22 protein-coding genes are annotated in these 24479 nt (G+C 39.4%); 4 read left to right on the top strand and 18 right to left on the bottom strand.

The window, feature by feature from the left end; translation table 11 throughout:
• Nucleotides 1–18: 18 nt before the first annotated feature.
• A complete protein-coding gene (locus T356_RS0112170; protein ID WP_026514718.1) occupies nucleotides 19–1332 on the bottom strand; it encodes a sugar phosphate nucleotidyltransferase in 1314 nt (437 codons plus the stop codon).
• Between the two features lie 308 nt (nucleotides 1333–1640).
• Between T356_RS0112170 and T356_RS0112165 the strand changes: the two genes are divergently transcribed.
• Nucleotides 1641–2540 carry a PD-(D/E)XK nuclease family transposase gene (locus tag T356_RS0112165; RefSeq protein WP_026514717.1) on the top strand — a complete coding sequence of 300 codons (900 nt, stop codon included), beginning with the start codon at nucleotides 1641–1643 and terminating at the stop codon, nucleotides 2538–2540.
• 56 nt (nucleotides 2541–2596) lie between these two features.
• Here the strand turns inward: T356_RS0112165 and T356_RS0112160 are convergent, their stop codons facing one another.
• Genes T356_RS0112160 through T356_RS19355 form a run of 11 tightly spaced genes read right to left on the bottom strand, consistent with a single transcriptional unit; the run spans nucleotide 2597 to nucleotide 12636 of the window.
• A complete protein-coding gene (locus T356_RS0112160) occupies nucleotides 2597–3742 on the bottom strand; it encodes a glycosyltransferase family 9 protein (protein ID WP_026514716.1) in 1146 nt (381 codons plus the stop codon).
• 9 nt (nucleotides 3743–3751) lie between these two features.
• Nucleotides 3752–4735: an FkbM family methyltransferase gene (locus tag T356_RS0112155; RefSeq protein ID WP_026514715.1), complete on the bottom strand. Its 984-nt coding sequence runs from the start codon at nucleotides 4733–4735 to the stop codon at nucleotides 3752–3754.
• An 18-nt stretch (nucleotides 4736–4753) separates the two neighbouring features.
• Nucleotides 4754–6373, bottom strand: a complete 1620-nt coding sequence (locus T356_RS0112150) for a hypothetical protein (protein ID WP_026514714.1) — start codon at nucleotides 6371–6373, stop codon at nucleotides 4754–4756.
• 24 nt (nucleotides 6374–6397) lie between these two features.
• Complete coding sequence (locus tag T356_RS0112145) at nucleotides 6398–7132, bottom strand: ABC transporter ATP-binding protein (protein ID WP_035781026.1); 735 nt, start codon at nucleotides 7130–7132, stop codon at nucleotides 6398–6400.
• Nucleotides 7132–7923, bottom strand: a complete 792-nt coding sequence (locus T356_RS0112140; protein WP_026514712.1) for an ABC transporter permease — start codon at nucleotides 7921–7923, stop codon at nucleotides 7132–7134. Before T356_RS0112140 ends, T356_RS0112145 begins: the two co-directional genes overlap by 1 nt.
• A complete protein-coding gene (locus tag T356_RS0112135; protein ID WP_155839032.1) occupies nucleotides 7895–9067 on the bottom strand; it encodes a glycosyltransferase family 9 protein in 1173 nt (390 codons plus the stop codon). The genes T356_RS0112140 and T356_RS0112135 overlap by 29 nt, the downstream gene beginning before the upstream one ends.
• 2 nt (nucleotides 9068–9069) lie before the next feature.
• Entirely contained in the window at nucleotides 9070–10047 is a 978-nt protein-coding gene (rfaD, locus tag T356_RS0112130) for an ADP-glyceromanno-heptose 6-epimerase (RefSeq protein ID WP_026514710.1), read from the bottom strand.
• A 12-nt stretch (nucleotides 10048–10059) separates the two neighbouring features.
• Entirely contained in the window at nucleotides 10060–10536 is a 477-nt protein-coding gene (gene rfaE2, locus T356_RS20870) for a D-glycero-beta-D-manno-heptose 1-phosphate adenylyltransferase (protein WP_026514709.1), read from the bottom strand.
• A complete protein-coding gene (locus tag T356_RS0112120) occupies nucleotides 10517–11512 on the bottom strand; it encodes a bifunctional heptose 7-phosphate kinase/heptose 1-phosphate adenyltransferase (RefSeq protein WP_081777830.1) in 996 nt (331 codons plus the stop codon). Before T356_RS0112120 ends, rfaE2 begins: the two co-directional genes overlap by 20 nt.
• Complete coding sequence (gene gmhA, locus T356_RS19360) at nucleotides 11466–12086, bottom strand: D-sedoheptulose 7-phosphate isomerase (protein WP_081777829.1); 621 nt, start codon at nucleotides 12084–12086, stop codon at nucleotides 11466–11468. Before gmhA ends, T356_RS0112120 begins: the two co-directional genes overlap by 47 nt.
• Entirely contained in the window at nucleotides 12058–12636 is a 579-nt protein-coding gene (locus T356_RS19355; RefSeq protein ID WP_081777828.1) for a D-glycero-alpha-D-manno-heptose-1,7-bisphosphate 7-phosphatase, read from the bottom strand. Before T356_RS19355 ends, gmhA begins: the two co-directional genes overlap by 29 nt.
• A 436-nt stretch (nucleotides 12637–13072) precedes the next feature.
• Between T356_RS19355 and T356_RS19350 the strand changes: the two genes are divergently transcribed.
• The gene (locus tag T356_RS19350) at nucleotides 13073–14068 is read left to right on the top strand and encodes a PD-(D/E)XK nuclease family transposase (protein WP_035781024.1); all 996 of its coding nucleotides are present in this window, start codon (nucleotides 13073–13075) and stop codon (nucleotides 14066–14068) included.
• A gap of 94 nt (nucleotides 14069–14162) precedes the next feature.
• Here the strand turns inward: T356_RS19350 and T356_RS0112100 are convergent, their stop codons facing one another.
• The 3 genes from T356_RS0112100 to T356_RS19345 form a co-directional block, all read right to left on the bottom strand.
• Nucleotides 14163–15698, bottom strand: a complete 1536-nt coding sequence (locus T356_RS0112100) for an ATP-binding protein (RefSeq protein ID WP_026514707.1) — start codon at nucleotides 15696–15698, stop codon at nucleotides 14163–14165.
• An 87-nt stretch (nucleotides 15699–15785) separates the two neighbouring features.
• Nucleotides 15786–17168 carry a vWA domain-containing protein gene (locus T356_RS0112095; protein WP_026514706.1) on the bottom strand — a complete coding sequence of 461 codons (1383 nt, stop codon included), beginning with the start codon at nucleotides 17166–17168 and terminating at the stop codon, nucleotides 15786–15788.
• 15 nt (nucleotides 17169–17183) lie between these two features.
• Nucleotides 17184–18170 carry a leucine-rich repeat protein gene (locus T356_RS19345; RefSeq protein WP_081777827.1) on the bottom strand — a complete coding sequence of 329 codons (987 nt, stop codon included), beginning with the start codon at nucleotides 18168–18170 and terminating at the stop codon, nucleotides 17184–17186.
• A gap of 551 nt (nucleotides 18171–18721) precedes the next feature.
• On the opposite strand from T356_RS19345, the gene T356_RS0112080 reads away from it, so the two are divergent.
• On the top strand, nucleotides 18722–19822 hold the full coding sequence (locus T356_RS0112080) for a GntR family transcriptional regulator (protein ID WP_026514704.1): 1101 nt from the start codon (nucleotides 18722–18724) through the stop codon (nucleotides 19820–19822).
• A gap of 374 nt (nucleotides 19823–20196) precedes the next feature.
• A complete protein-coding gene (gene araA / locus T356_RS0112075) occupies nucleotides 20197–21693 on the top strand; it encodes an L-arabinose isomerase (RefSeq protein WP_026514703.1) in 1497 nt (498 codons plus the stop codon).
• A gap of 138 nt (nucleotides 21694–21831) precedes the next feature.
• Here the strand turns inward: araA and T356_RS0112070 are convergent, their stop codons facing one another.
• The 3 genes from T356_RS0112070 to T356_RS0112060 form a co-directional block, all read right to left on the bottom strand.
• On the bottom strand, nucleotides 21832–22737 hold the full coding sequence (locus T356_RS0112070) for a diacylglycerol/lipid kinase family protein (protein ID WP_026514702.1): 906 nt from the start codon (nucleotides 22735–22737) through the stop codon (nucleotides 21832–21834).
• 21 nt (nucleotides 22738–22758) lie between these two features.
• Complete coding sequence (locus tag T356_RS0112065; protein ID WP_026514701.1) at nucleotides 22759–23247, bottom strand: dihydrofolate reductase; 489 nt, start codon at nucleotides 23245–23247, stop codon at nucleotides 22759–22761.
• Between the two features lie 64 nt (nucleotides 23248–23311).
• A complete protein-coding gene (locus tag T356_RS0112060) occupies nucleotides 23312–24442 on the bottom strand; it encodes a DUF3048 domain-containing protein (protein ID WP_026514700.1) in 1131 nt (376 codons plus the stop codon).
• Nucleotides 24443–24479: the final 37 nt, after the last annotated feature.

Below are 24479 nucleotides of genomic sequence, written 5' to 3'. Positions count from 1 at the left end.
CCCTCATCTTTTGTCATATTATTCAAGAACAAATTTCTTTTTATCCTCTACGGTGATATCCTTTCCAAGCTGAACCTCAATAAGCTTAAGTTCAGTATCCGCAAAAACCGTATGTCTGCAGCCGGCACTCATGGTAACAACGTCTCCAGCCTTGATGTTCTGCTCCATACCGTCAACAACGCTTCTGCCTTCTCCTGCAAGAACTACCCATACTTCATCTCTGTTCTTATGGCTGTGATAATTCATGGAATGTCCGGGATTAAGCACAACCTTTATTGTCATCGCCTCAGGCTCAACATCCATTACCTGATATCTGCCCCATGACTTCTCTGCAAACATTATCTGCTGATCGATCCCGTCAACATAAGGCTTGATATATGAACTCTGCTCCTTGTCGGAAACCAGGATTCCCTCAGGAGATGCTGATATTACAACATCAGTAAGTCCCATCGCAATCACAGGGACGTTAAGCTCATTAAGGATATGAACGCCGCTGCACTTCTCATTCATTACGCCTTTTCCGACCACGTTCTCTGTCATCGCCTCAGTGAGCGTATTCCACGTTCCAAGATCCTTCCACTCTCCGCCGAATCTCTGAACCTGAATCTTATCTTCCTTCTCTACAACCGCATAGTCAAAAGATATTTTTTCAAGAGTTCCATACTTGTCAAAAAGATCGTTATAGTCCTCAAAATCTATAAGCTCATGAGCCTTGTTCAAAACATACTTAAGCTTGTACGCAAAGACACCGCCGTTCCACAAAGCACCTTTTGAAATGTATTCTTTGGCAACTTCTACAGTAGGCTTCTCCTTAAAAGATAAAACCTTCGATGTGTCATTTTTATCTTCCGGAATAATATATCCGTATTTCTCACTTGGATAAGTAGGTTCAATACCCATGAGAACGAGGTTAGCCTCGCCCTTAGCCGCCTGATCCGAAAGTTTCTTGATAGCCTCAAAATAGTCATCATTGACATAAGGGTCTACAGGGCATACAACAACAGGCTCATCTGCAGAAACACCAAGCACATCAACAAGGTATGCCGTAGCAAGCGCAATTGCAGGAAATGTATCTCTTCTGCACGGCTCAACGCTAATTCCGACATCAGTTCCAAGCTGATTGTGAATGGCAGAGATCTGACTCTTACTGGTTGCTATTGTAATCGTAGCATCTTTATCTACTTTCTTTATCTTGTTATAGACTCTCTGAACCATCGATTCATAGTCGCCGTCTTCATTCTTAAATATCTTAATAAACTGCTTGCTTCTAACATCGTTAGACAAAGGCCAAAGGCGCTTTCCCGAGCCTCCGGACAAAAGAATTATATTCATAGAAAAGTTCCTTCCTATCACTCATACACATATATACAAAAGGTCTTAAATTTTCCTCATGTTTTGTACATTCAGTATTTTATCACAACTTCCGGATTACAAAATCAAATCTCTACCAAACTCACAATTATATTTATACTTTTAACATGGTAAAAATTCTTATCTACAAGAAATCTTAAGAAAATTCGTAGGTAAATCTTAATATTTGTCTGCTATCATAGAACGAGTCGGCGGTCTTTCAATGACAATTCTGAGCCGACAATATGGCAAATCGCCAAATCTTTTATCTATGAAAGGAATTAATCTAAATGTCTAAATCAAAAGACAAATCTCAAACACCAACTTATGAAACTGCCACAGGAAAAATCGAATTCACTCTTACCAGTGATATGATGTTTCATTACGTCATGCAAAAATCTAAAAACGCATTACTTGGCCTTGTATGCGCCCTGAAAGGTATTCCTCCAACCGCTGTAAAAGATATAATCGTCACTAATCCTATCGACCTAAACAGTGCAGGAAAAGAAACCATCATGGACATCAAGCTCATACTCAACAGCGAAGAGATTATGAACATTGAGCTTCAAGTTTATCCAGACAAATACTGGACTTCACGTTCAATAATCTATCTATGTCGCGCATATGATAACATTGGCAAAAGCGAGAATTACAGTCTCGTTAAACCGACTACACTTTTCTGTATCACAGACAAAGACCTGTTACAAAATGCAGAGCCTGAATTCTACGCCAAATACCGCCTTTCCAATCTCAAAAATCACCGCTTATATACTGATAAATTCGGCATTAATGTGCTACAATTAAATCACACAGAAAAGGCGACCAATGAAGATATCAATAACAACCTTGTTTACTGGGCTAATCTTTTCAAGGCTACAACTTGGGAAGAATTCAAGTCTCTCGCCAAGAATCATCCTGATATTGAGGAGGTGGGCAATTTGATTTTTGAATTAAATTATGATAATCAGGCAAAAGAACTTCTTGAAGGACAACGTCGTTACAGAGAACAAATGAATTCTCAATACACCGCAGGATACACTGATGCAGAAGAAAAGGCTAATGCCGAAAAAGAACAGCTACATAATAAGATTTCCGAACAAGAAGCTACTATTGCAAATAAAGATGCTAAAATAGCGCAACTCGAGGCAGAACTTGCGAAATTTCAAAAATCCATGCATACACGCTATTGATTTTAGGGAAAGGGGCTGTGAAAAAATGAGAAATCATTTTTTCACAGCCCCTTTTATTATCCCTCGGGAATGCTTCTAAATATCCCCTCTGCCACCTCATCAACCGATATTTCCTCAAGGCACCTATTACCATAAAGGCACTCTCCCTGATTACAAGGACGGCATCCAACATGATTCTTCTCATAAACATGAACACCTGCATTCGAATAAGGTTTAGCAAACTCTGACAATACCGGCCCAAACATAACGTGTACCTCAATTCCCAGCGCCGATGCAAAATGCGCTGCGCTACTGTCATTGCACACAACCATATCGCACAGTGCCATACGTTTTATATAATCAGAGATGCTTCCGCATATGTGCAGATAATCGATTCCATTATCTTTGCAACAATCAATGAGAGGCTTAACATCCACATCATCACCTGTTGCAGAAAAGAATAAAAAAAAGCTATCCGGAATATCTTTTAATTTCAGTAACAGCTCCGGAAACTTCTTCCACTTTTTTATTTCTTTTGAAGCCCCAGGATGAATTCCTATAACATATCTTCCATTTAACTTTTTAATATCAGCAAAATTGCAATTATCCTCAATCTGCCCCTTAGTAAGTTCAATTCGCGGGATTATATCTTCTTCAGAGAAATCGCATCCGATTCTTCTCAGAAATACCATCTTATCATCAATTAGATGTATCACACTTTCATCCGGGCTTATAGGATCAGTCAGCATATACTCTCCGCCTGTATATGTGTATGACACTTTCCTAACTGACCTACAAAAGTGCATGAAAAAGATATCTCTAAGATCACCACGTGGTTCCAGTGCAATGTCATATTTACGCTTGTTAATTCTTCGCAATGCCCCTAACGCACTGAATCCGTCTCGTATAAGGTATTTTTTCGATGCCAGCAACCTGTTCGAACAAATAAAAAAGCGATTGACAAGCTTCTGATCTCGCAACACTTCTTCTGCATACTGCCTGCACACAAGTGTAATCTTAGCATCGGGAGCGTTTCTCTTTAATATCCTTAGAAAAGGAATCAACATCACAACATCGCCTATTGAATCAAAGCATATAACTAAGATTTCTTTGCTGCTATGAACGTCAATTATGCCATCTGGCTTTTTTATCTGTGTAAAAAAGCGAAGGATGGCATTAACATATTTTATTTTTCCAGTTTTATCTGTATTAAATTTTTTCATAAATCTGCTTCATTTGCTATAAGCAAAAATTCTTTCAGGTCTATGATAGAAATTTTTATAATCAAACTGTCCCGATACATAACTATCCATCGTTTCAAACTCGTAATCAGAAGCCCTGACATAGGTCACCTCAATCGCATCTGAAACCATTAAATCACCTATATAAGTTGCTCTTGAACAATTATTTATATGAACATGCACTAACCTATGTGTTTTATTAAGTTTAGAAAGAGCCGCATTAATCTCATCTAACTTATCAATATCTGTAAGATAATGTAATTCAAATACAATCTGGGCAAATTTGTTCAATTTATCTTCTGCAAGATTGTTAAGCACACCGATTTCGTATCCTTCAATATCACATTTTAAGAAAATATTTTTACAATCAGCATGATTATTATCATTCATGATTTCTTCTATAGTTTTCAACTCAGGCTGATTGATATCTTTTTTTCCAATAACGCCAAATTTATTAAAATGAAATCTAGGATGCTCTATCGGTGGCGCAGCAACAGTATGATCATACAAAAAGATTTCAAACCCTTTATCCGCAAAGTATTCTTCAAAAGAAACATCATCTGACACACCAAAGCCATATAAAACTTTAGATTCATACTTGTCTAAATCATTAACAATAACGTATCCCCCATCACCATTAGAACCAATATGCAACCAACTGTGTTCATCAACTATTCTGTATACTTTAAGCAAGTCCTTTATCATTGCACTTTTCTTATAATAATCTGATTGCAGAACTTGCTCTGGATTGTTCTTCATTAAGAAATCATTTTGAATATAAGCCTCAATACCATACATCATCTCAGCCGGCTTTGTTCTATCCCAAAAAAGATTTGCTCTCTCCTCCATGTGCGTAACACGAATTCTTGTTTCGTTACAAACTCCCTTTATTTCATTACAAGAATTTTGCAATCCATCAAGTTTCCCTTCAATATGAACAAGTCGATCATATACATCTTTAAAATATCCAAACATTTTTCTTCCCCCTATTCTTTATTTAAAAGATTCAAGTTTTGATTGTATATTTTTAAATACACACTCTGGCGTAATAGACTTCATGCACATTGCAGGATAACTATCATTGCACAAGCAATGCGTAAACCATTCCTCTGTAGTTCCCATGCATTCTCCACACGCACGCGGTAATATATTTATATTTTCTTCATAACTATAATAAAATGTTGGTCCAAACATAACCGCACAACAGGTACCTAACTGTGTAGCTAGATGAACCAATCCCCCCTCACAATCAATATGTAATTGCGATTCTTTAAGAACAAATTTTATTATTTCTAAATGACACCCAAATACATAATCATCTACTTGTTTCATTTTTTGACTATCAATATTTCCAATTTGAACAATCCTTACATATGGATACTTCTCCTTTATCATTTCTATAAGACGATTATAATTCTCGATTGGCCATGTTTTTACCTGCTTTTTACCATCTGGTCTGGTATCTGCACCTAAATTTACTGTAATGTATTGAAATGGAAGATTTAAAGCATCGAAATCTTTTTTATACTCTCCCTTTAACGCTATTGGAACATTATGATCGCATATATTTAATGATGTATACGATGCCATAATCCTGTATCTATCAAGTTTTAAAACCTTTGCTCTATTCACATGTATTACAGATTCAAATGGCATCCTTTGGACAACATCTTTAACATTGTCATATTCATTTAGCCACTTGTCTGCAAATTTATAAAATCCCTTTGATTTTTTTCGTAATTTCACCATATCTGCGTAAAGAACATTTATGATATGATCAATTCTTATTACTAAATCATATTCCGAAAAGCAGATTTCATTTTCGTTTTCGTATTTGATATAACTCCCAGCCACATCAAAATATATCGCATCCAAAAAAGCTCTTTTCTTTAAATCATTTGAAGTAATAAAAAAAACAGAATTACAATCTATCTCTTGAAGTGCTAAAAGCGCTTTTTTTGCTACAATATAATCTCCAAGCCCTCCTGTAACAATAACATATACTCTTACCCTAGCATCATTTATAATTTTATTTTGAACCTTATATTCTTTAAGGTCGAATACAGTTTTACTTAATGGAAAACTATCGTTATCTAACTCTTCTAATATTTTCTGCTGTTTCTTTTGATCACTATAAGATACTATTAAATAATCAAAACTATTTGAATCAGGAATTTTATCTATAATGGGTACTGATTCAATATCTTTCTCCATACCTTCTTCTTGATCAACAACTATGCCTATAATTTTGCAATACTTTGTTATATTGTTTTGCTCAATAATCTGTCTCGAATTACCATCATTTCCATAAATAATAACTTTTGAATCTTTTTGTATCTGTTCATAAGGAAACATTACTTTTGAATCATCACTACTTCTATATATAGAATTAAAATATGGTTCCCAATAATCATTAGCATGTGCTTCTGTAAAAATCTTAAGTGACTGTTTAAAATTCCACCACAAAAGACATCGTATTGCTTTTTTAGGATTATCCTTATATTTCTCTTTACATTCCTTAGAAATATTCTCTAAATTGAAAAAGTACCTACTCAGAAACATCTTTCTTTTAAGCACATCAACTAAACTTACGTCATATTCCTTATTCTTCATCTATTACACTCCAAAAAATTATCTTTATAAATTCATAAAGGCAATGTAATCATCGATTACCTTCTGCGTATCTCCTATTTCTTTAACTTCACCATCATTAATCCACAGAATCCTATCACATAGCTCCGCCATAGTATTCATTTCATGACTAACCATGATAACAGTTCTATTTTTATCCGTAATAAGTGTCTTCATTTTCTCTAATGATTTTTGCCTGAAGCGCTCATCTCCTACTGCAAGCACTTCATCTACAAGCATTATGTCAGTATCAAGATTTGCCGTAATTGCAAATGCAAGCTTCGAATGCATACCAGATGAATATGTTCGCACAGGCATATCGATAAAATCTCCTATTTCAGCAAATTCAATAATGTCTTTGCTTTTCTCTATCATCTCTTCTTCTGTAAAACCTAAAAGCATCCCTGATAAGATAATATTCTTTCTTCCAGTTGAATCCTCATTAAATCCAACACCTATCGACATTAGAGATATACTATTTCCCCTCAGATCGATATTCCCTTCATCCGGCCTAAAAATACCCGCCAACGCCTTGAGCATAGTAGATTTTCCGCTTCCATTCTTACCTATAATTCCAAGTATTTCCCCTCGTTTAGTTTCAAAAGAAACATTTTTTACCGCATGAATAACTTTATTCTTGTCCTTAGGTAATTCATGAAAAACCTTTTTAATCGATGGTAAATTTTTAAGCGGTCTGTAATCTATGCATAAATTCTCGACTTTCATTGATATATCATCCATCAGATCACCTTCACATATGTATTTTCATTTTTATAAACTATGCAACTGCCATTTATCGCTAATACAACTGAAATTCCAAACCATACAGCTAGACCTTTCAAAGAAATATCTGTTTTATACATCAATGCATTTCTCATCTGTGCAATAAAAAAAGCAAGTGGATTTACCGTTTCAAATATCTGTCCTAATGGTGCCGGGAAGCTTTTTCCTACAGAATAAAAAATCCCCGTAAAATAGAACAACATCTGCAAAAGAATATCTATAACGTAAGACATATCCTCTATAAATACTCCTATATGCATCAAGTAACATCCTATTCCATAACAGAAAATAAAAAAGACGCCCAAAACAGGTATCAATCCTAAAAGATGATAATCAATACTGACTCTATACGGCATCATCAGCACAACGACTACTATACTGGAAATAAACATCTTAAATAGAAAAATCAGCATATTACTTAAAAGGATTACAGTTTTTGGAATATACACCTTTGTAATTATTCCTTTTGAAGCTTTAATCAGCTTCACGCTCGCATTGATTGTTCTACTAAAGAAAAACCACATAGTAAGAGCCGAATAAATAAAAACAAGATAATACTGTTCGGTATTTTTAAATACATAGCCAAAAATAATAAAATAGATTAACATGCTACATACCGGTTCTAATATCCACCAAAACCAGTCCAAATATGCATTTGTAACTTCAGCTTGTAATGCAACCCTTGCAGAATAGATAATATATTTTCTATACTTTTTTATGTCATTTATTAAGCATCTTAACGTTTTCATGAATAACCTTTTCCAATTCCTCCAACACTCGTTTAGCTCTTATGCTATTGATACATTCGGCCATTTTATATCCCATATAACACTCATATGCCCAGTCTTCATGCAATCCCATGCATCCATTACACTCTTCATTTACAAGATTTATATTCTGTTCATATGCATACATATGCTTCGGAGTCGGGCCAAAAATAACTATACATTTCGTTCCGAACTGTGTAGCCAGATGAACAAGTCCTCCTTCGCAGTCTATATGACACAAACTCCCCTTCAGAACATACTTGGCATATTCAATGGATTCACCGAATATATATCTGTCTACTCCCTTAATCTTCTCAGAATCCTTACCACCAAGCTGAACAATTTCTATATTCATATCTGCTGCATGAATCAGCTTTATAAGTTCTTCGTAATACTCTTTATTCCACAGTTTTAATTGCTTCTTCCCCGGAACCATGGCATCTGCTCCGTAGTTAATCGTGATATAGCGGATATTACCTAAATTCTTATCCCACTTGGATTTCGCGTCTTTATCCATAGGAATAGACACTTTTTTACTCGCAATATCAAAAGCTTTCCCCATGCGAAGCTCTGTCCATCTATCAAGCCTGCTTATTCTACATCTTTCAAACTGTATTCTTTCGCGCCAACATTGCCGGTCTATATCCACATATAACTTGTCCCAATTGTCACATATATAACTGATTCGCTTAGCCAATTCCTGTGAAAGCACGCATAGCTTCTTTTCTTTAAAACTATCAACATGTATGAAATGCTCTACATTCAGCGCAAGATCATATTTATAAAATTCGCTGTCATAGACTTCATATGCTTTTATCTCTGACGCCACATCACGATATATTGCCTTTGCAAAAGCAGGCTTGTCGCAAAAAACTGTCACTTTGCAATCTGCCATCTCAAGAATTTCTTCAAGCACAGACTTGCTGATAATGTAATCCCCAAGTCCTCCCGTCGGATAAAAAGCCAAATGAATTATGCTGTCGTTATAGAAAATCTGTTCATAGTATCTTTTTCCAAGCAGTTTTCTTTTAACCTTTGAAAATGCTCTTACCGCTGTAGTCTTAATGCCTCTGCTTCTTATTGACAGAATCATCCGTGAAATAAGATGTCTTCTAAATAACCTCATTATCAGTTTATCTTGTATCCTTCCATCAGATAGTTTGTCACATAGTCTCTTACACCGGCTTCCAACGAATAGAATTCTTCTTTATAGCCTGCTTTTCTGAGCTTATTCATTTTAGCCTCAGTGAAATACTGGTACTTTCCCCTAAGCTGCTCAGGCATATCTATAAATTCTATGTTTGGTATTTTTCCCATCGATTCAAATGTAGCAATCGCAAGATCATAAAAACTTCTTGCCGTACCGGTTCCCAGATTGAACAAACCATTTACTTCACTGTTATCCATTACATAATCGATAACCATGCAAATATCTTTTACATACACAAAATCGCGCAACTGCTTACCGTCTTCATATCCTTCTTTATATGACTTAAACAGTCCCTTTTTACCTGTTTTTGTAACATCATTAAATGTATGAAAGATTACACTTGCCATGCTGCCCTTGAAATACTCGTTTGGTCCGTATACATTAAAGAACTTAAATCCAACGTGCTGCTTAGGCAGTTTATTCCCACTTTGTATTTCTTTTTCTGCCCACAGATCAAAAAGTTGTTTGGAATATCCGTAACCGTTTAAAGGCATTAGCTTCTTTATATCATCCTCATCATCAAAACCTTCATCGCCATTTCCATATGTAGCGGCGCTGCTGGCATAGATGAAACTTATTCCTTCATCGGCACAGTATTTCCAAAGAGCTTTAGTAAATTCAAAATTGTTTTTGTATAAGAAATCAAAGTTCTTTTCTGTTGTTGCAGAACATGCTCCCATATGTATGACATGAGTTATCTTTCCCGAGAAATCGCTAAGTCTTCCTAAGAGTTCGCTTCGCTCTATGTACTCTATATAGCGCTTATTGCGCATATTCATCCACTTATCCGTTTCGCATATGTGATCGCATATAATAATGTCATCTATGCCTTTATCATTAAGCATTCTGACCAGGTTACTTCCTATAAAACCTGCCCCGCCGGTAACCAATATCATCTTCTATCTCTCCTAACCAATACTTTTAATCTTTTCAATAATATTTGTACTTGAGCATCCTTCTTTAAACTCCGCATACTCAATTTTTCCGCCATACGAACTGAGCACACTTTTTTCCGGGATATCTACTCCCATGTAGTCTGCTCCTTTAACCCAAATATCAGGCTTTACGTTCTCTATACATTTACGTGGATCTTTTTCTGAAAAAATGCAGATATAATCGACGCAGCCAAGTCCTGACAGCACTTCCGCTCTTTCTTTTTCCGGAACAATAGGTCTGTCATTGCCTTTTAGTAACTTGACCGACTCATCAGAATTTAGAAATATAACAAGAATATCCCCGTACCCCTTAGCTTTTTCCAGATATTGAACATGCCCCGCATGAAGAATGTCAAAACAACCACTCGTTGCTACCACAGTCTCCCCTGCTTTTTTGCACGCTGAAACAATCCCCGATATTTCACTTAGCTCAACTATCTTGTTCTTCATTTAATGTCTTTATCAGCTCTTTACTTGTAATAGCTGCTGTTCCCCTTTTGGTAATTACAACTCCCGCGGCATAATTAGCCACTTTCACAGAATCATCTATGTTAAGTCCCGATATTATTCCCATAGTTATAGTGCTGAGAACGGTATCTCCTGCTCCGCTAACATCAAAGACTTCAACATCTTTTGCCGGAAAATCTCTGCGACTCTCTCCCTTTGAAAAAACAGATATGCCTTTGTCTCCTCGTGTGAGAACCAACATTTTCGCCATCGAATCTTCCAGATACCTGTTGCCTGCTTTGTTGATATCTTCCTCTGTTTCCACATTCATACCGACTGCGTTGGCCATCTCATCGATATTGGGAGTTAGCATATCTACATTCTTATAGAACTCGATGTTAAGTGTTTTCGTATCTGCTGCCACAAAAACATTGTTTGCTTCACACAGCGCTACTATTCTGCTTATAAAATCTTTATCTTTAAGAACACCTTTAAGATAATCAGACAGAATAACCGCATCTGTCTTTCCAATTACTTTTTCGCAATACTTATATATACTGTCCTGTGCTTCTTTACTTATTTCTTCCGTAATCTCTCTATCTACACGAAGTAACTGATAACCCTTAGTCGTGTATCTCGTTTTCATCGTGGTAGGTCTGCTATTATCAAAAAAGATTCCATCTACAGATGCTCCTCCGGAAGAAAGATCATTCACTAGCCACCTTCCCGCATCATCATCCGATACTACACCGGCAACAGAAGCTTTTGCACCTAGTCCGATAAGATTATTGACCACATTGCTTGCTCCTCCGGCAACATATCTTTTTTCTTTATAATCAAGTACAGGAACCGGAGCTTCCGGTGAAATCTTACGTACTTTTCCGTTTATGTATCTGTCAACCATAAGGTCTCCGATTACAAGAACCTGCTTATTACAAAAACTCTGCGAGATTGCGTCTGTATACTCTTTGATTTTCACTGGTTGTAAACATCTTCCTTTCAATTATTTCGCATAAAATATGCACACTTAATGTATGTATTTCCTGTATTCTCGGTGTTGAATCAGAAGGAACAACAAGCCCGATATCACAAACTCCCTCTACTATTCCGCCTTCTTTTCCAAGAAGTCCTATCGTATATAATCCCTTATTGTTTGCAGTATCTACTGCTCTTAATATGTTTTCCGAGTTACCGCTTGTTGATATCCCTATAAAGCAGTCGCCTTCTGTTCCCAAGCCCTCTATCTGGCGCGAGAACACCTCTGCATAGCTGTAATCATTTGCAATACAAGTAACTACAGATGGATCGGTGCACAAAGAAATTGCAGGAAGTGATCTTCGCTCTTTTGTAAATCTGCCCACTATTTCTCCGGCAAAGTGTTGTGCATCAGCCGCGCTGCCGCCATTACCGGCTATCAGAATTTTCTTTCCGTTCTTTAATGCTTCTACAAGCATATCTCCGGCTCTTTCAAGCCACATCATATATTCTGAAAGCTCAGTTGAATTCAAAAGATTTATCTTATCTTCAATAATCTGCTTGATCCAATATTCCATCCGCATATCCTGTTATCAGCTTTGCAGCTTCTAACAATCCTCCCTTAACATAAGAAATATTATTTAATATATGTTTCTCATTTGAATAAATAACGATTCCTCTGACAGATTGGTATTTCTTGCAAAAGGCAACATCTCTTTCCTTATCTCCAACTAAGATCAAATTATCCGTATCAATATCAAATTCCGATATTGCCTTTTCGAAAAGGGCTAATCGTGGCTTACGACAATTACACTCTTTTCTGTATTTATCCACTTTTGCCTGCGGATGATGTGGGCAATAATAAGATGCCGAAATATTAACGCTTTTTTCCTTCAGGTCATTAATCATCCACTTTTCAAGCTTCTTGTAATCATCCTCAGAAAAATATCCTCTGGCTATTCCGGACTGATTTGTTATAACGATCAAGATGTATCCTTCTTGTTGTAGAATCTTGAGTCCTTCAATTACTCCTTCAAGGTACGTAAAATCTTCAACTCTATGAACATATCCCTTATCAACATTGATTGTTCCGTCTCTGTCAAGAATCACTGCTTTGTTCTTGCTCATTTAGTAATCCTAATTATGTATTTAATTAAAAATCGGTAATAAAACTGTCTAACTCAGAGTGCAGAAAAGAACCTCTGCATGAAAAATAAGCATATCAATGGTAAAACACTAACTACTTAAATAACTTAGAAAAACTATGTATAGATTTGAAAAATTGCATTTTATTTATGTATACAACTGACAATTAGTTTACTACCCCCCTAAAAAACAAGCGTTATTTAGTGAACGACAGTTTTTTTGAGTGAACGACATGTGGAAATTTTTGAACTTAGAAATATAAAAATTGTAATCTACAAGAAATCTTAAGAAAATTCGTAGGTAAATCTTAATATTTGTCTGCTATCATAGAACGAGTCGGCGGTCTTTCAATGACAATTCTATGTCGACGCTATGGCGATTCGCCAAATCTATATACATTCTATAAGTGAGGTATCAAATGAAAAGTAACCAAACAAATCTAGCAAAGTATTTTCCAATGATCAAAACCAAGGAGCAGATACTCGAAGAGATCAATGCAAATGATACACTTCGTGCAATCTTCAACAATTGGCCGGAAAAGCACCAAAATGAATTCCTGTCAATATGCACAGGTTCCAAAGGCGTAAAAATGCTTTATGATTGCTACTTCAAAGAGATTCTCAATCCAGAGTATGCTCCTGAGCGTCTGTCATCACTATTAAGTAGCATCTTAGGAAGAAAAGTCACCGTGAAATATCAGCTGACTAACGATAACACCCGAATCGGAGATGAATCATCCCTTGTTATAACAGACATCGTAGTAGAGCTCGAAGACGGAACTCTTGCAAACATCGAAGTACAAAAACTCGGCTACGCCTTCACAGGCGAAAGAGCTTCATGCTACTCCGCAGATCTTTTGCTCCGTCAATACAAGCGCATTAGAGACCTTCGCAAAGAAAACTTTTCTTATAAAGACATTGCACCGGTCTATACCATTGTATTCCTTGAAAAATCCCCTTCTGTATTCAGGGAGTACAAAGACGTATTTGTCCACAAATTTTCTACCGTGTCTGACACTGGACTTAAGATGAATATGCTCCAAAACTTTATCTTTATCCCCGTTGATATTTTCCTCGAAAATCTACATAATAATGGTATGAAGAGTGAATTGGACGCATGGCTGACTTTCCTTGGCTGCGATGAACCGGATTATATCTCAACGCTTTTGGAAACACATCCCGATTTCAAGCCTCTGTACCATGACCTTTATAACATATGTCGAAATACAGAAAGGATGATGACTATGTTTTTTTCTGAAGAACTTAAGATTCTTGATGATAATACTGTTAAATATATGATGGACCAGCTTGAAGAAGGAGTTAAAGAGCAGAAGGCAGAAATTGCTGAAAAGAATGCAGAAATTGCCGAACTGAAAGCAAAACTTGCAGAATACCAAGCTCAAGCCCCAAACTAAACATCTACATAAACGTGGCGCCGGTCATTTTCACGACCGGCGCCATTTTTATTCAATATAAATCCTATATTTCAAACCAACGCTTCATAATTGCTCACTCCAGCTCATACACAACCTTGCGTATCTCTTCGTTAAGCTCCTGTCTCCTGTCATTCAAAAGCAGTATCTTATTATACTTGTAATACGCTTCGTTTCCCGTCTCGCGGACAAACTTAAGACTGTAATAAGCATTTGAAAGCTCCGTAAGGAATATGACCATCTCCTGGCTTCCCGAGAGAGACTCTTCATCACCAAATACGCGGTTTATAAATTCAAGGCTGTTTGTAAGATGTCTTCCGCTGACTTCACTTGCAGTCTTCCTTGAAAGCTCGCGGCTGTTGAACCACTCTTTTACCACCGAAACGGGATCCTTATCGCAGTCTTTGGCAATAATTTCTGCACAGTTCTTAAGCTCTGCTGCCGCAATTCGCCTGTACTTCTCATCGTCGCGGCTCACCATTCCTGTCTCGACATCCTTTTTTAATTTTTCAAGTTCATCATCCGCTTTAGACAACAAATACTCCGAAGCAGAATCCGCCTTTAATGCATTCTTTTCGCAGTAACCAAGAAACTCCTTCATGACCGCAAAAAGATTCTTTTGAACCGCCTGATCTCTTGCATAGTCCCTAAACTCTTCCATAAGCTTATCGGTAAGAAGTCCGATGATGCTGAGTTTCTCGTCAAAGCTTCCGTTTCGAAGAGCATCCCTATCTTCAAATGCCTCTCCCTCAAGAATCTTCGGTATCTTATAAAGCTCTCTGTACCTGTGATAAAGCTCATAGTATGTTGCAAAATCAGATGCTATATCCGCATTCTGAATATACTGACTGACGAGATTCTCATCCACAACAATGCCAAGCTTCTCATGAACCTTGATAACTCGGGATAAATCCTCCCAGCCTCTTGCGGTAACAAAACTTCTTTTCTCAAGCTCTGTTCTGATGTTGTAGAAATTATCTTTTTTAATCTCAAGATAAGCGAGAATTGCTCCGTGAACGCCCGCCTTGTAGGCATATTCTTTCCACGCATCAAAGTCCTCTTCTATGTTGATCTGGCGCACTCTGTCGAGGGTTACTATATCGAAATCCCTGACTGACTTGTTATACTTTGCAGGATTTCCTGCAGTTACGATTATATAGCCGTCAGGAAGCTTATGTGTTCCGAAAGTCTTATACTGAAGGAACTGAAGCATCGTAGGAGCAAGGGTTTCCGAGACACAATTGATCTCATCAAGGAAAAGAATTCCCTCTTTTACCCCCGACTTCTCTATCTGGTCGTAAACGGCCGCAATTATCTCACTCATAGTATATTCGGTCACAGAATACTTTCTGCCGCCGTACTCTTTCTCAGAGATCATGGGAAGCCCGATCGCGCTCTGCCTTGTGTGGTGCGTTATTGTATATGACACAAGCCCGATTCCAAGCTCCCAGGCTATCTGCTCCATTATCGCAGTCTTTCCTATTCCGGGAGGCCCCATCAAAAGGACGGGCCTTTGCCTGTTTACGGGAATCTCGTACTGCCCGCTCTCATCCTTTGTAAGGTACGCTCTCACGGCATTTTTCACTTCATCTTTTGCTTCATTTATGTTCATGTTTAATTCCTCATCTTTTGTCACATATTTATGAAAACGCTGATTAAAGCATTTCCTTAACTTTAGCAAAACATAATTCGTTCCGCCTTAGACATAAAGCTTTAGCGCCCACTCCGGCACCTTCGTATCATCTATGTCTCCGTCTTTCGGAAACGCAAATGCAACATCGTAATCGGGACTCTTTTCCGGATATTCACCGTACCCGTCGGTAAAATATATGAGCCCTTTCAGATTCTCAAACTCGCCCTTTCCCCGCAGGTTCTCAACATATTCAAACACAGGCCTAAAATCCGTTCCAAAGCCGCCTTCGACCGTAATCTTGCCAATGCGCTTCTCCATCTCCTCAACAGATTCAATAAGTTCGTCCTTCTGCACCCTGTCATCGCACTCGATCAGATGTACCCTGATCTTCTGAAAAAAGCTCTCCTTGTCCAAAAGAATCTTCGCCGCCTCTCGAAGAAATCCTTCAAGCAGCGTATCAGTGCAGGATGCGGAAGTATCAACCGCAATTACAAGCTCTTTTAACCGCTTAACCTCTCTGAACTCATTCTCTTCAATGAGCGGCATATTGCCGTAATGCGACATCCCATAGGAATACATCCCGTAGTCAAAAGTATCGAGATCGATGCCGCCCTCTTCCCTCAATATCATGAACCTTTTCAGGAATTCACGGTAGTCCGTCCTTGACGTATTCTGTATCTGCAGGAGAAAAGAAAGCTTGCCGACCTTATCGGACGCCCTACTTGAAAGCGCATCTATCTCGCTCTGAAGGCGCTTTGCCTCTTTCTCCCAGTTTTTTTCCTTATCCTTTATTTCCCTTAAAACAAGCGGGCTTATCAGCTTTTCCTTAAGCTTCTCGTCCTCGTCGTTTTCTTTTTCCGGCTCATCCTTCGGAATCCTTCTGAAAAAACCGTGATCGTCCAGCTTAAACTCCCGCTCTGCCCGTTCAAGCTCATCTATCGTAAGTTCTTTTCCCTCTGTGGAAAAAAATCTGTATAATTTCTCAACCGTCAAAACCTTGAGCTCATCCTCAAGAAGCGCATACATCCTGTCCCTGTAATCCGACGTAACTCTGTAGATGCACGGATAGTCCATCCCATCGAGAATCGACTCGACCACGATGTCCGCGCACAGGTCAAACAATCTCTCGTCCTCATAGAACGCCGAAGTGTACATATGCCTGAATATGCAGTGAAGTATCATGTGCAGATACGTCCTGTTAAGCTTCCCCGGCTCCTCGACAAAGAGCTTTAATATATACGAAGGGTTGTACCTGATGTTAACCGCATCTGTACCTACGGTCACAGTCGAAAGATCCATCTCATACTTAAGGCTCATAAGCGCCGCGCCCATGAATCTCATGGCGATGTACAGCTCCGTCCTTGACGCCTCAAGCGCTTTTACGCCAACCGCCTCAAGTTCCCTTCTTTTCGCACTTCCGGAAGTACCTTGATCCATATCTTTCTCCATCTCAGCCTCCGATTTTTACAAAAGATTAAATTCTTCAAAACCACTGCCGGACTTTCTGCTTCGCTCGACCAAAAACGCACACAGCAAAGTCTTTCCCGAATCCGTAGCTCTTTTTATCCCGGCTTCTATATGTTCATCACGGAAAAGAGCCTTATCCGCACTCATCCTGTAATCAAGAAGTTTGCCTATATACTCAAGCTCATCTTCCGCTTCTGATGTCTCTTCTATCATCCTGTTAAAAATGCTTCCGAAATTTTCTGAAACATAGTCTTCGTATTTTTCTCTGTATCCGTCCGCAAGTTTGTAAGGGTACAATAGCCGCCCCAGTGCAATATCTTTAGCGATCGCGCTTCCGTCTATTATTGCCTTCTCAAATAGTTTGTCATACTCCCTGAAATTGATGAATGTTCTGTCGACGCACTCTCTGTACGCATAGCCCGAGCCTCCGATAGAGAACTGGATGGTCCTTGCCATGGTATTCTCATTGAAATCATACAGAAATTCAGGGAAGGTCAAAAGAGCTTCTTCAATGCTCCCATCATCTTCATGAATCCGGATCATGAAACTTAGCGTTCTGTCCACATCTGCGAGGAAGTTTCGGATTATCTCGTACCTTCCGCCATTTATGGTCACATTTATTCTCTTAAGGCTGTCGCACTGTCTGAGAACGCCGTCGTAGTAATCGATTATTCCATCGTATACGCTTATTTCTTTGAGTGACTTGCAGTTGTGGAAAGCAAAGCCGTAAACAGTCTTTATGCTTTCGGGAAGTTGTACGCTTTCAAGGTCATCTCTTCCCGAAAAAGAGTGGTTTCCAATTTCCTCAACAGTAATTCCGTCAATCTCACCGGGCACCGTGAGTTTCCTGATTGTGCCTTGATATCCGGTTATCGCAATATACTCATGTCCGTCTTTTTTATGCTTCTTTTTCTCATACAAAAACATTTCATCCAAGCCATCCTTCACTCGAAGTTTATCAAAACCACTACCACTACGCAACATAGTGGGGGCTCTAGATTGGGTGCCTTTACTTACGCCCGGCCGCAAAAGGTATATGTTCGGAAATGTGCTGCGTACGTCTGCGCAGTGATTTTCATAATTTTACAAAGAACGGGAATGCCTCCTTTCGACGTTGCTCAGAGAAGTCGGCATTCCCGTTCTTTGAAAAATTTGAAAATCATCTTGCTCGTACGAAAGCAGCACATTTCCAAACATATACCTTTTGTGGCCGAGCTGTCTGTGAAAATGGCAGAACAAATTTAGAGGAGCCTATGATTACTGTTTATGGTACATTTCCGTCGTACAAAACCGCCATAAAAAAACATATCGTCCCCCAAATTTACGTATAGTACACCATTCAATAGCTTGGCTGCGCACTAATTGGGGAGACTGTCTTTCAGATTACGTTTTTTAGTAAAACTACACTTAGTTCGAACTTGTATGTACAACTTAGGGTTAATTGGTGATAAGATGTATGTATGATTTCGAAAATAATTATGTCGCAATAACAGTTTAATGCATAATATATAGTTTGTTATATGGGGGAAGCGAACATGGAGAACAGAAAAGCAACATCACTTAAATATCATCTGATTGAAGAGGAATTGAAGCAGATGATCTTAGAGGAAAAGATAAAGCCCGGGGAGAAGATGCCGTCGGAGAATGTGCTTACTGCTAAGTATGGGGTGAGCAGGCAGACGGTGAGGAAGGCTATTTCCAATCTGATAAATGAAGGTTTTGTATATGCTATTCAGGGGAGTGGGACTTATTGTTCGGATGCTTCGAGGTTTAAAAAGGAATCAAAGGATATTGCGGTTGTAATGACTTATCTTTCGGATTACATTTTTCCGAAGGTTATAAGTGGAATAGATTCGGTGCTTTCAGAGAACGGGTACAGTATTGTACTAAAGAATACCAATAACTCAAGGACAAGAGAGATCAAGTGTTTAGAAGAACTTATTGAGAAGAACATTGACGGGATAATAATTGAGCCCAGCAAGAGTAATGTCTTTTGCAAGCATAAGTACTTATATGACAAGCTTGATTCATTCGGCATTCCTTACATCTTCATTCAGGGCGCATACTCTGTTATGGAGGACAAGCCACATGTCATCATGGATGACGAAAAAGGCGCATATCTGCTGACAGAGCATCTGATAAGTCTTGGACACCGGAATATTCTCGGCGTATTTAAAAGCGACGACACGCAGGGACAAAACAGGCATAAAGGCTACGCCAAAGCTCTTGCCAAGGCCGGAATCACCTACGATCCCGAGAATGTCATCTGGTTCTACACCGAGGACAGAGCCGTTCATCCCTATACCACTCTTCAGAAAATGATAAAGAGTGGCAAAAAAGTTGACGCCATCGTTGCCTACAACGACCAGATAGCCTTCCACCTCATCAAAGCTATCCGCGAACTCGGCCTCAAAGTCCCCGAAGACATTTCCATCACCGGCTATGACAACTCTCAGACCACAGGCAACACAGACATAACCCTCACAACTATAGCCCACCCCCAACAGGAACTCGGCAAAATCGCCGCCGAAGCCCTCCTCAAAATGATCCGCCACGAAGAAGTCGACAAAACAATCGTCATCGACCCAAAACTCATAACGGGCACCTCCTGCATGATCCGAAAAATACCGTGGTAGCTCTGTTTAACGGCTATCTGTTTGAGCCATGTATCATCAAGCCCAGCTTGATGATGCATGGCGAGTTTATAGCCGTTAGAGCTGCCACAGTATTTTTTTACGCCATGAATTATGCCGAGCTCGCCCGCACAAAAATCGGGGAATTCAGCAAGGCGCCCCCAAAACAGATGTCACGGTACCACTGCTTACAACTTGACCAGTCGTACGTACAAGTTTGAAAATTGGATTATAAAGTTACTGTCTTTTTTGTGAGAAGGGAAAGCAGTACATGGGGAACAACGCAAGTGCTGCTGTCACCAAATATCTCAACTTTTTTACGCCGGATAATTTTTTTATTTGGTGGCAGTAGCACAAGAATAAAAGGAGGGTTACAAATGATTCAGACAAAAGCGTACAAGTTTTGGTTTTGCACAGGTTCTCAGGACCTTTATGGGGATGAAGTCCTGAGACACGTTGCGGACCATTCCAAAGAAATCGTTGAAGAGCTCAACAAATCGGGGATACTTCCTTACGAAGTTGTATGGAAACCTGTTCTTATAACAAATCAGCTTATAAGACAAACTTTCAATGAAGCAAATGCCGATGATTCCTGCGCAGGTGTTATCACATGGATGCACACTTTTTCACCTGCAAAGTCCTGGATACTCGGTCTTCAGGAATTCAGAAAACCGCTCTTGCATCTTCACACACAGTACAATGAAGAGATTCCTTACGATACCATCGATATGGACTTCATGAATGAGAACCAGGCTGCGCACGGCGACAGAGAATACGGTCACATCGTCAGCAGAATGGGCATTGAGCGCAAAGTAATCGCAGGATATTGGAAAGACAACGAAGTACGAAGCAGGATTGCTTCCTGGATGCGCACCGCTGTCGGCGTTATGGAATCAAGCCATATCCGCGTAATGAGAGTTGCCGACAACATGAGAAACGTTGCGGTTACAGAAGGTGATAAAGTTGAGGCTCAGATCAAATTCGGATGGGAAGTTGATACTTATCCCGTTAATGAGATTGCAGACAGCGTAGCTGCCGTAAGCGCATCGGACGTAAATGCTCTTCTCGATGAATATTATGACAAATATGAGATCATACTCGACGGAAGAGATCCCGATGAATTCAAGAAACACGTTGCCGTTCAGGCTCAGATTGAGCTCGGATTTGAGAGATTCCTTGAGGAAAAAAACTATCAGGCTATCGTAACTCACTTCGGTGACCTTGGGGCACTTGGACAGCTCCCCGGCCTTGCAATCCAGAGACTCATGGAAAAAGGCTACGGATTCGGCGCCGAAGGTGACTGGAAAGTTGCCGCAATGGTTCGTCTTATGAAGATAATGACTTCCGGCATGAAAGATGCAAAAGGCACTTCAATGCTCGAAGACTATACATATAACCTTATAAGAGGAAAAGAAGGAATACTCGAAGCTCACATGCTTGAGATATGCCCCACTATCGCAGACGGGCCTATCAGCATAAGAGTCAAGCCTCTTTCAATGGGCGACAGAGAAGATCCCGCAAGACTTGTATTTACTTCAAAAGAAGGCAAGGGTGTTGCCACATCACTCATCGATCTCGGCAACAGATTCCGTCTTATCATAAATGAAGTCGAGTGTAAAAAGACAGAAAAACCCATGCCTAATCTTCCGGTTGCCACAGCATACTGGACTCCGTATCCGGATCTTTATACAGGTGCCGAAGCATGGATTCTTGCAGGCGGCGCACACCACACAGCATTCTCCTACGACCTCACCTCCGGTCAGATGGCCGATTGGGCTGAGATGATGGGAATTGAAGCTGTAATAATTGATAAGAACACCACAATTCCGGCATTTAAGAAAGAACTTAAACTCGGAGATGTGTTCTATAGATAATGCCACCCCTCTTTTTTCTAATCCTAGAAGAGCAAAGAGTTGCTTTGCAACTCTTTGCGCGCCGATGCGCGCAAGCTTTAGCTTGCATAATACTTCTGCGCATCGGTCGCATCCATAGCGGAGCGTTTGTTTAAATATTCATCTGTTCTTGGTTCTTATAGTTATTGCTTTCTCTATAACAGATACTTCCGTCTCTTTGTATGAACCGCCAAATTCACCATCCAAAGTCCACTCTACATCTTCGGAAGCCTTGAATGTAACATGTTTGACCTGCTTATATGTAAGATACGGATTGTCAGGCATTTTCATTGCAAGTGCCGAGATTATGGAATTAAATTCCGCAAGGTTCTTTGGTGCATGGATCAGAATAAGCTCCATCTGACCATCATCCTGCTGTATCTGCTCGTCTCCAAAAAGAGTCATTCCGGCAACCGACGATGAGTTGCTCACCGCTCCGAAAACATAATCACCACTCTCTTTTACACCATCCGCTTCAATTTCCATATGGCAACTGTAGCCGATATTCTGCGGAAGCTCCGCGATCGCGCTCAGTATATAAGCCGCATATCCAAGAACGTTTTTTAGCTCCTGGTCTGTAGCATAGCTCACCTTTGAAAAAACTCCGAATGCAGCAACATAATTAAAATATGTGCCATTCATCTTACCAACATCATACTTAAAAGGCTTTCCGTCTATAGCGACATCTATAGCCCTCGCTCTGACTCCAGGTATCCCCAGTCCCTTTGCAAAATCATTTGTACTACCCGCCGGAATGTAAGACAGAATCGGCTTATTGCACATGCGCATTATTGCATTTACAACATGATTAAGCGTTCCGTCTCCTCCGCTGCAAAGTATTGCATCCACTCTTCCGTCATACTGATAAATAATAGTCTCAGAAGTCAGATCGTCCTCGGGTAAAATAGGAAACACAACCGGTTCATATCCGGCTTTTGCAAACCTCGTAACCACATCCAGAGTATAACTCCCTGCTTTTCCGACCCCCGCAGTTTTATTTATCAAAATAAGAACTCTTTTCTCCATATGCGTTTCCTCGCTGTAGTCTTATTTCTTTTTATATGTCCTGTACGTATAGGTTATATCAAAATAGACCTGTTCCTCGCTCTCTTTGGCAAGTTCCCATGCAGGATTTTCATCGAGATTGGGGAAATAGCTGTCTGCCTGATATTCCTTATCGATAAATGTGACAATTGCTGTATCACACTCATCAATAAATTCATTATACACACTTGATCCACCAATAATAAAGATGTCATCAGAAGGAACATCTTTTATAAGCTCCGCAAGTTCTTCCTTGCTGTGTGCCACAACAGCATCCTTAACTTCATAGTCCTTCTTTGTGGAAAGAATTATATTGTTTCTTCCCGGAAGCACTGCTTTTCTCGGAAATGTCTCAAGAGTCTTTCGGCCGTATACGATAGTTTTTCCCATTGTTAAATTCTTAAAATTCTGCTGATCTGCTCTTATACTTACCAAAAGGCGTCCCTGATATCCGATTGCCCAATTACTGTCTACCGCTACTATTGCTTTCATACTTCTCCTCCAAACATAAAGGGCTGCAACATAATTGTAGCAGCCCTCATAATTTATTCAGTTATTAGTGAACGTCTACCGATCCCCATGTATCTGCGGGAACAAGTGTAATATATGTCTTACCTGTATTGATCTGGATCTCTTCACCCTTATCATCATAGTACTTTGTCACATGTGTCTCGCCGTCCTTAACCCATGTGATATCTTTTGCAACACCGTTTGTGATATACCATCCGGGCTGTCCTGCTGCGATACAGTTGTAAATGAGATAACCGTGCTCATCATACTGATGGAAATCACATTTCTGAATGATAACATTCTTGAAGCTGAGAGGCTCGTTATCCTCTGCATCCTCATGACGTGAACCATACTCATAGTACTCATACTGCTTTGTATCTTCATTATACTTAAGTGTTGAAGTATTATGCCAGAAAGGAAGTGTGATCTCTGTTGCAGGATATGTTCTGTCATAAACCTTTGTAAGGTCAACTTCTTTGCCGTAAGCTACAAAGTTGAAGTGACTTCCTTCATTTGCATACTCTGTATAATTCTTGGAATATGCAGGATCTTTAGACTTGCTTGAGAAGTTCTTATCAAGATCTCCCTCGCAAACGTACTCTGTAAATTCTCTGGGCTTTCCGTTATTTACTCTCTTGAATGTTCCTGAGAAATGCTGAGCCCAAGGATTCTTCAAATACTCATCGATATAGAAAGGACCTCCGTCATGGCAAAGCACTGCATTCCACTCAGCTGCAAGAAGAATATTTGTAGGACGTGTACTTCTTACACTACCCATCTGCTTAATCTTGTCCCAATCTTTAACGATGCACATAAATCTTGTAATTCTGTCATTCTGTGTGCTGTTCATAAGCTCATAAACGACATCTGCCTCTGCTGTTCCATAGTGAGGAAGAGCTGTCTTCTCATTATCGACCATAACAGCGACAGGACGCTGATCCTTGATATCTTCGCTTATAGGTTCACCGGTAATCTCACTGTAATACATTCCCTCGGGAAGTACATAATCCTCAGCGACTTCTTCTGCAGATGATGCTTCTGTAGCTGAATCCTCAACGCTCTCAAAAGAAGCTTCAATAGTAGCATTATCAGCGGCCTTATCTTTACCGCAAGCTACAGCAGAAAGAGCCATAAAGGTACACATTGCTGCTGCAATTATCTTCTTATTTTTTTTCATAGTAAACATCTCCCAATCTCCTTAAACATTAAGTCAA

The sequence above is a fragment of the Butyrivibrio sp. LB2008 genome (assembly GCF_000621565.1).
Classification (GTDB): Bacteria; Bacillota; Clostridia; order Lachnospirales; family Lachnospiraceae; genus Butyrivibrio.
The sequence above is the reverse complement of the archived record's forward strand: the minus strand, read 5'-3'. Positions and strand labels throughout refer to the sequence as shown.